The sequence below is a fragment of the Rickettsia asembonensis genome (assembly GCF_000828125.2).
Lineage (GTDB): Bacteria > Pseudomonadota > Alphaproteobacteria > Rickettsiales > Rickettsiaceae > Rickettsia > Rickettsia asembonensis.
The window spans coordinates 1-7,900 of the sequence record NZ_JWSW01000083.1; the positions used below are offsets into that span (position 1 = coordinate 1).

Consider the following 7,900-nt stretch of genomic DNA (forward strand, 5'->3'; position numbering starts at 1 on the left):
ATAATACTAGTATTTATTGAGGACGTCATTGGTATGTTACAAGAATTAACATTAGAAGAAAAGCAATTGTTATCAATTAATAAATTAATAACGGATATTGCATGTGATTATGATAATCAGTGGATAAAACGAAAAAGATCGATAGATAGTAAATTTTTAATTAGCTTTATCTTTCAGATTATACTAGATACAAACAAGGGGTATAGTATATCCCTACTAAGGTTATGGGAGCATTATAGCAACAAGGATATTCAAACCCCGCAACAGAAAATCTTTGCACCATCTTCAGTTTGTGAAGCAAGGCAAAAGTTATCAGAACAGATATTTATAGATCTCAATAAAAAGCTAATTTCTGAGTTTAATTATCAAAAACAGAAGGTAGCACATCAGCTGGCACATAGAGTTTTTGCAGTAGATGGTTCTAGAGTGAATTTACCAAAAGAATTAAAGGAACTTGGATATAAAACATGCAATAAAAATTCTTATTATCCTCAGGGATTAATGAGTTGCATTTACAATATAGACGCACAAATTGTCTATGATTTTTGTTTAAGCAAAAATTTAAATGAGAGGTTATGTGTTCCCAATCATCTGTCAGTTTTACAAAAAGGAGATATAGTAATATTTGATAGGGGTTATTTTAGTTATCTCCTATTATACCAATGTATGAAAAAAGATATTGTTCCTGTTTTTAGAGTTTCAATTCATTTAGGAAACAAAGCATTACTAGATTTTGTGTCCAGTGTGGAACCTGATTCGGTGATAGAATATGTACCTTCATCAACAGTAAAAAAGCAAATAGAAAAACAAGGTCTAAATATAGAATGTAAGCCTATAATGTTACGTTTGGTTAAGCACGAGATCGATTATAAATTATATCTTTATGCTACAACTTTAATAGACAGTAAATATAGTAGGAAGATATTTGCAGAGCTATATGCCAAAAGATGGGAGATAGAAGAATTATACAAGATATCAAAGTGTTTAGTTGATGTTGAAGCTTTTCACTCTAAAACTGAAAGAGGAGTCAAGCAGGAAACCTATGCACATTTTGTATTAATAAATCTAGCAAGATTGTTTGAATTAGCTGCTAAGGCAAAATACGATAAAAACTCAGGTAACACCAAATTTAATTTTAAAAATTGCTTAAATGTTATTGAGCAAAGCATACAAACGATTATTTATAAATCTGAGTTATTTTGTACGCACATTATATTAAAGGCTACTTATCAGATTTCACAGATAAAGCAAAAGATAAGACCAATGCGAAAATACCTGAGAATATCTCATAAACCTTTCAATAGGTGGGTCTTAAATCGCAGTCCTTTTAGGACTTAGTGCACTAACCGAATGCCATTATTTTCTTTCAACAAATCAACTAATTTTTGTATTTCAGTATCATTAAGATATTGATTTGCTACTTCAGGAGAATACAAAGTTATAGCTGCTCCTACAGCTTGTAAATGTAGGTCTTGCCTTTTGATTAGAGAAGGCTCTTTTAAAGCAAGCGTTACTTTTTCCTCTAGTTTTCTTATTATTCCTGCTGCACTATCAACTTGATATTCAAAAGCACTTTTAAGTTTCTCTTGTGGTCTATCAGGTATTAGTTCGTTAGCCATATCACTTCCTCTATTAATTATTATTAATTAAATTAGATAATAATTAGTTAAAGTATGCAAACCATTTTAAAATTTATGAATGAAAATTAATTAAAACTTATAAAAAGAATTGTATTTTTTCATAGAAGAGGTCCTGATCGTAATTTCATTAGGGATTTCGGTTATGAACCTTGAAGGGTAAGAACGGACTATTTCATAAAATATTTTTCGGCTTTCGGCGTGGGTAATATAGAGGTCTTTTTTGGCTCTCGTAATGCCGACATAAGCAATGCGGCGCTCTTCTTCTAAGCCTTTTTCGCCGTCTTCGTCTAAAGATCTTTGAGACGGAAATACCCCCTCTTCCCAGCCCGGTAAAAACACCACGTCAAACTCAAGCCCTTTAGCTGCGTGCAGGGTCATTATAGTAACAGAACCACCGTAATTAGTTTCAAGCACTTCGTTTTCCATAACTAAACTTGAATGTTCGATAAAATCATGAACATCGTTAAATTCGGCAATAGCTCTAAGCATTTCGTTAATATTTTCGATTCTACCGAATGCTTCTTCGGTCTTTTCTTCTTGAAGCATTTCAAGATAACCGGAATCATCAAGTATTGCTTTAACTACGTTTATTGGAGCATCTATACTAAATCTTTCGTGCCAATTATCAATTTTAGTAACCAAATCTTTTAGAGTTTCATATGGTTTTGTTTTAATCTCGCCCATTTCCAACATTTCTTTAATGGCTGCGAAATTAGAAATATTTTGCTCAAGTGCATAGACCCTAATTTTATTTAAGCTAGCTGCACCTATTGCCCTTTTCGGCACATTTATAATACGCTCAAGTGCTAGATTGTCATTTTGATTTAAAGATATACGGATATAAGCAAGCACGTCTCTTATTTCCATACGTTCATAGAACCGCAAACCTCCTATAATTTTATAAGGCATAGCACTATTTATAAACGCTTCCTCAAAACTTCTTGTTTGAAATCCGGCTCGTACTAATATTGCAATATTGCCGGCATTATATCGGTCTTCTCTCACTAATTTATCTATTTCGCTGGCTATATATCTTGCTTCTTCTTTATCACTCCAACAAGAGATAATTTTTATCTTTTCACCGCTTTCCCTATCCGTCCATAACGTTTTACCGTGACGGTTTTTATTATTATTAATAACATTGGAAGCAGCAGCAAGTATCGGCAAAGTTGATCTATAATTCTGCTCTAATTTAATAATCGTTGCACCTGCAAAATCTTTTTCAAAGCGTAATATATTACCAACTTCCGCTCCTCGCCAACCATAGATAGATTGATCATCATCCCCTACACAGCAAATATTTTTATATAAACTTGCGAGCATTCTTGCCCATAAATACTGGACAACGTTAGTGTCTTGATATTCATCGATTAAAATATATCGATATTTTTCCTGGTAATATCTTAGTATTTCAGGATTTTTAATAAAAAGCTCATTATTATAAAGTAGCAAATCTCCAAAATCTAAAACATTAGAAATAAGTAAATTTTTCTGATATTCTTCATATACAAGTTTTGCCACCCTCTGCAACGGTAAATTAGTATCTGATGCTGATAGTTTACTTGGTAATAATCCTTGATCTTTCCATCTCGAAATTATGATATGTATTAATTTAGGAGCATATTTTTTAGTATCGATATCTTTTAGTTTTACTATATCTTTAACTAGTTTTAATTGATCATCATGACTAATAATAGTAAATCTATTATTTAAACCAAGATTTAAATGCTCAATTTGGTCACGTAATATCCTAGCTGCCATTGAGTGGAAAGTGCCTATATTAAGACCGTAGCAATTAATTAGACTGTTAACTCTTTCCGCCATTTCTTTAGCAGCTTTATTAGTAAAAGTAACGGCTAGAATATTTTGAGGTGAGGCTAAATTTTGGTGAATAATATTAGCTATTCTTGAGGTAAGTACTTTTGTTTTACCTGTCCCTGCACCTGCAAGCAATAAAAGCGGTCCTTCAGTATGAAGAACTGCTTTTTGCTGTTGTGGATTTAATGTATGTATGAAATCTTGATTTTGCATTTGTTTTTAAAAGTGTTATTATATCATTCCTGCGAAGCATTGTTGCGTGTATATCAAAACCGTCATTGCGAGGAGCGAAGCGACGCGGCAATCCAGAAAATAATTAAAAAAATTCTGTAAATCAGAATTTTTTACTGGATTGCTTCGTCGAATTACTACGTAATTCTTCTTGCAATGACGGAAAACAGGAATGACATAAGCATTATCTAATTCTTTTCAGATTTTTAATAATATAAGAAATAGTAATTATCGGGCTACAAATAATTATTTTAAATAACCTAAAATAAGAGCTTAAATTTCTATCTTCAATAAACCAATTATATAAATCATTTATAGGTTTAATCTCAGCAGGAATAATATATTTATCTTTGAATAATTCTTTTAAAGCTCTTTTGGCCTGTTTTGCTTCTACTTTACGCTCTATTGTTAAGCTTTGATCATGTACTCGGTAGAAATATAAAGATTCCGGTATATGAGTAAATTTCGTAACAAGTCCAAAACGAAGCCAATATTCATAATCATCCACCAACTGCATATTTTCATTATATTCCCCTATTTGTCTTGCTAAATCGGCTCTATATAAGAAACATGCACCGACACAATCTCTAATTGGTAAAAACTCAGGCGGTTCTTGATAAAGTCTTGCACCTATACTACCTTGCTCATCGATTAAAGTATAATCAGTATATACAAGCCCTATCTCAGGTGAATTATCAAGTGTCTTAACCATTTTTTCTAAAGCATTTTCATGGAAAAGATTATCATCTGAAGTCCAAGTAAAATACTCCCCCTTGGCCTCTTTAAAAGCAACATTCAAACTTGCCGGTAATTTTTTATTGGTCTCGTTTACTATTACCTTAATACGTGAATCCTGCTCTGCATATTTCCTAGCTACTATAACGCTAATATCTTTTGAGCAATCATCAATAATAATAAGCTCAAAGTCTTTAAAGCTTTGATTAAGGCAACTCTCAATAGCAAAAGGTAATAACTTCTCCCTATTATAAACCGGTAAAACTATTGAGATTTTTAGAGTGTTAGTACGCATCTACCCCTAGAATATCAAGTTTTTCTATATATTGAATTACGGTTTCTTGTAATTCGTCGGAATAATAATTATGCTCAAAGTTTGATAATGTATTACATAAAGCATTATTAAGCTCTTGAGGTATTATAATTTCAATCTTATTAAATTGTTCAATTAGTCGTACTATAGGAGCAAAATATTCAATTGAAAGCGGTATCTCTTTATCTAACAATTCAGCAAGATTATTAGATGTTATGTGTAAGTGGTGATTTACTTTTTCTTTACCTATTATTAAACAAAGCGGTTCATAATTATCAAGTATAAGGCTAATTTCTTCAATTTTTCTTTCAATATCATTTATAGGAACAGGCATAATTTTTATTCATAATTATTATTTCATTGTCATACCGTGGTCAAGCTGGCGTTGTTGCATGGTTCGCAAAACCTACTCAATGTCATTCCTGCGAAAGCAGGAATCCAACATAAAGCGAGCTTTTAATTTCAAAAGCTTGCTGTATTTATACTTTTTTTTCTAGATTCCCGCTTTCGCGGGGATGACATAAACGAGCCACGCAACAATACCTCGCAGTAATGACATAAAAGAAACCATGCGGGCATTCTTAATTCTATAAATTTATATATTTCGTATTTAGATATTCAAATATCCCTTCAAATGAGCCTTCAACTCCAAAGCCTGAAGCTTTACGCCCTGCAAAAGGTGCTTTTGCATTTCCGGGCAATGGGTTATTAATTGAAACCATACCAAAATCAAGCCTAGTTGCTATCATTTGTGCCACAGATATATTATTTGAATATACATATCCTTGCAAGCCGTATTCGGTATTATTTGCACGTTCTATTACTTCATCCAAATCTTTAAATTTATAGCACGCAACCACCGGACCGAATATTTCTGTTCTAAAGATATCCATATTATCCAAACAGTCAATAATAATAGTAGGCTCAATAAAATTATCAACAGCTTTACCGCCGCAAATTAATTTAGCTCCTTTATTTTGTGCATCAGCGAGTAGCTTTTGTATTTTTTCTATGGCAGCAGAGTTAATTAACGGACCTATATCTGATGCTTTATCAAATCCGTCACCAGATTTAAGCTTAGTAAATTTAGCCTTTAGAATTTCTATAAATTTTTCATATATAGATTCTTCTATAAATATCCTATTGGGTGAAGTACAAGACTGCCCGCTATTTCTAGTTTTAGCGATTACTAAATCACTTGCTACTTTCTCTAAATTATTATCTGCCGTTATAATGAAAGGAGCATTGCCGCCAAGTTCCAAAGATAAACGTTTTAGAGTATTTGCGGCATTTTGATATAGAATTTTACCGACATTTGTAGAACCGGTAAATGATAATTTCCGAAGCCTAAAATCTTCGCAAGAAGCCTTACCTATAATATCTGAACTACCTGTAATCACGTTAAATACTCCGGCGGGCAAACCGGCATCGCTTGCAAATTTCGCAAGTATTAAAGCTGATAGAGGTGTAAGACTTGACGGTTTTAATATAACGCTACAACCCGCAGCTATTGCAGGCACTACCTTACGAGTAATCATTGCATTTGGAAAATTCCAAGGAGTTATAGCTGCAGACGGTCCAACCGGCTCATATTGCGTAACAATTTTATGAGCTTTACTACTGCCCGGTTTAATGGTCCCGTGAATATTATGTACAACATATGTATACCAATCAATAAAAGATGCTCCGTATAGAATTTCTTTTTTAGATTCAGAGAGTACCTTACCCTGCTCTAGAGTTAATATATGACTTAGCTCATCAATATTTTCGATTACTAAATTATACCATTTTCTAAGAATCGCTATTCTTTCTTCAAATGAACTTTGTGACCATGAAGAAAAAGTTTGCACCGTATTATTAATTGCTGAATTAATCTCAGATAATCCTAAATTCGGAACTGTAGCAATTTCTTTTAAGGTCGAAGGATTAATAACGGATATTTGCTTCCCAAACTCTATAAATTCACCGTTTATATAATTCTTTCCCGTAATATTTTTAAGTAAGCTCATAAATTTCCTATTGATATTATTGTGCGGATACTAAAATCGTCATTGCAAGCGAACACAAGCGTTGCCTGCGTGGATACCACTCCGTCATTGCGAGAAGAAACTGCAAGTTTCGACGAAGCAATCCAGTAAAAAAATTCTGTAAATCAGAATTTTTTTAATTATTTTTCTAGATTGCCACGTCGCTTCGCTCCAGCCTTGTTGCATGGATCAAAAAACCTATTAGATGTCACTCCCGCGTAGGCGGGAATCCAGCATAAAACGAGATAAATCAAGCTTTTAATTTCAAAAATTTACCGTATTTATACTTTTTTTCTGGATTCCCGCCTACGCGGGAGTGACATCTAGTAGGTTTTTTGATCCATGCAACAAGGCTCTTCACTCCTCGCAATGACGATTCGAGCTATACAACAATGCTGCACAGAAATGACATATAGTACTTTTCTAATCTTAAAATTATCTGCTAATACTAGCAAGAGAAATATAATAATTAAGCTACTTCATCGTAACAACTTTTTACTACGCCAGCAATATTTGTATCAAACTCCTCTACTCCAATCGTGAATTGTTGACCGTCTTTAGAGAACGTAATTTCTTTATCGGTATCTACTTTATCTCCAATAAAAACATCACCTTCTTGTACTCATGTTATCAAATTTAATTGTTCTCCTAATATTTTGTTCTCCTAATATTTTCCAAATAACCACCTTTTGCTCAATATTGTCAATATATTGTTCAAGCTGTTTCATACCACTCGGATCTCTTAAACTAATATGAGTAAATCCTCCATGCATTGCAATTTCTTCAAAAAATTCTTTATTGTAGTTCTCACCAAATCCTACCGCATACATATAAACTGAGGGTTTTGTATTACAGAGATTGCAGAATCTATAACCTATTGTTGTGTTGTATTACAGTCAGTTCCTTCGTTCTTTCCATCAGTAAATACTATAATAGTAGAATGTATATCTATTTTTTCTTTCAATAATTCTAAAGCATCTTTGACGGTACCATATAATCTTGTATATCCATCAGCATTTAACGTTTCTACATATTCCTTAATATCTTCAAGAGATTTTTCCTTATCAGAAAAAGATTTTATGCTAGATTGATCATTAAATGAAACTATATTAATTTTCCAATTAGGGGAGTGTTGA

The 7,900-nt window shown here is 32.7% G+C and carries 9 protein-coding genes; 1 reads left to right on the forward strand and 8 read right to left on the reverse strand.

From position 1 onward, the window contains the following. Positions 1 to 1,338 (forward strand): IS4 family transposase (locus tag SB78_RS06690; protein ID WP_041079569.1); only part of this gene is annotated, 1,338 nt, incomplete at its 5' end. On the opposite strand, the gene SB78_RS06695 is transcribed toward SB78_RS06690, so the two are convergent. From SB78_RS06695 to SB78_RS09805, 8 genes are all read right to left on the reverse strand, one after another. Beyond that, positions 1,335 to 1,619, reverse strand: a complete 285-nt coding sequence (locus SB78_RS06695; RefSeq protein ID WP_241773821.1) for a hypothetical protein — start codon at positions 1,617 to 1,619, stop codon at positions 1,335 to 1,337. The two genes, SB78_RS06690 and SB78_RS06695, sit on opposite strands and share 4 nt — an antisense overlap. Positions 1,620 to 1,709: 90 nt before the next feature. Further along, on the reverse strand, positions 1,710 to 3,671 hold the full coding sequence (gene pcrA / locus SB78_RS06700; protein WP_041079578.1) for a DNA helicase PcrA: 1,962 nt from the start codon (positions 3,669 to 3,671) through the stop codon (positions 1,710 to 1,712). Positions 3,672 to 3,873: 202 nt separating this feature from the next. After that, on the reverse strand, positions 3,874 to 4,719 hold the full coding sequence (locus SB78_RS06705) for a glycosyltransferase (protein ID WP_041079580.1): 846 nt from the start codon (positions 4,717 to 4,719) through the stop codon (positions 3,874 to 3,876). Further along, entirely contained in the window at positions 4,709 to 5,071 is a 363-nt protein-coding gene (locus tag SB78_RS06710) for a hypothetical protein (protein WP_041079582.1), read from the reverse strand. The genes SB78_RS06705 and SB78_RS06710 overlap by 11 nt, the downstream gene beginning before the upstream one ends. Positions 5,072 to 5,324: 253 nt before the next feature. Further along, positions 5,325 to 6,746, reverse strand: coding sequence for an NAD-dependent succinate-semialdehyde dehydrogenase (locus SB78_RS06715; protein ID WP_041079584.1), 1,422 nt, complete (start codon positions 6,744 to 6,746; stop codon positions 5,325 to 5,327). 341 nt (positions 6,747 to 7,087) lie between these two features. After that, positions 7,088 to 7,219, reverse strand: coding sequence for a hypothetical protein (locus tag SB78_RS11595; protein WP_277813981.1), 132 nt, complete (start codon positions 7,217 to 7,219; stop codon positions 7,088 to 7,090). Positions 7,220 to 7,372: 153 nt separating this feature from the next. Next, positions 7,373 to 7,594: a hypothetical protein gene (locus SB78_RS06720; RefSeq protein WP_041079585.1), complete on the reverse strand. Its 222-nt coding sequence runs from the start codon at positions 7,592 to 7,594 to the stop codon at positions 7,373 to 7,375. Positions 7,595 to 7,638: 44 nt separating this feature from the next. Further along, on the reverse strand, positions 7,639 to 7,900 hold a 262-nt coding region (locus SB78_RS09805; RefSeq protein ID WP_041079587.1), incomplete at its 5' end, for a vWA domain-containing protein.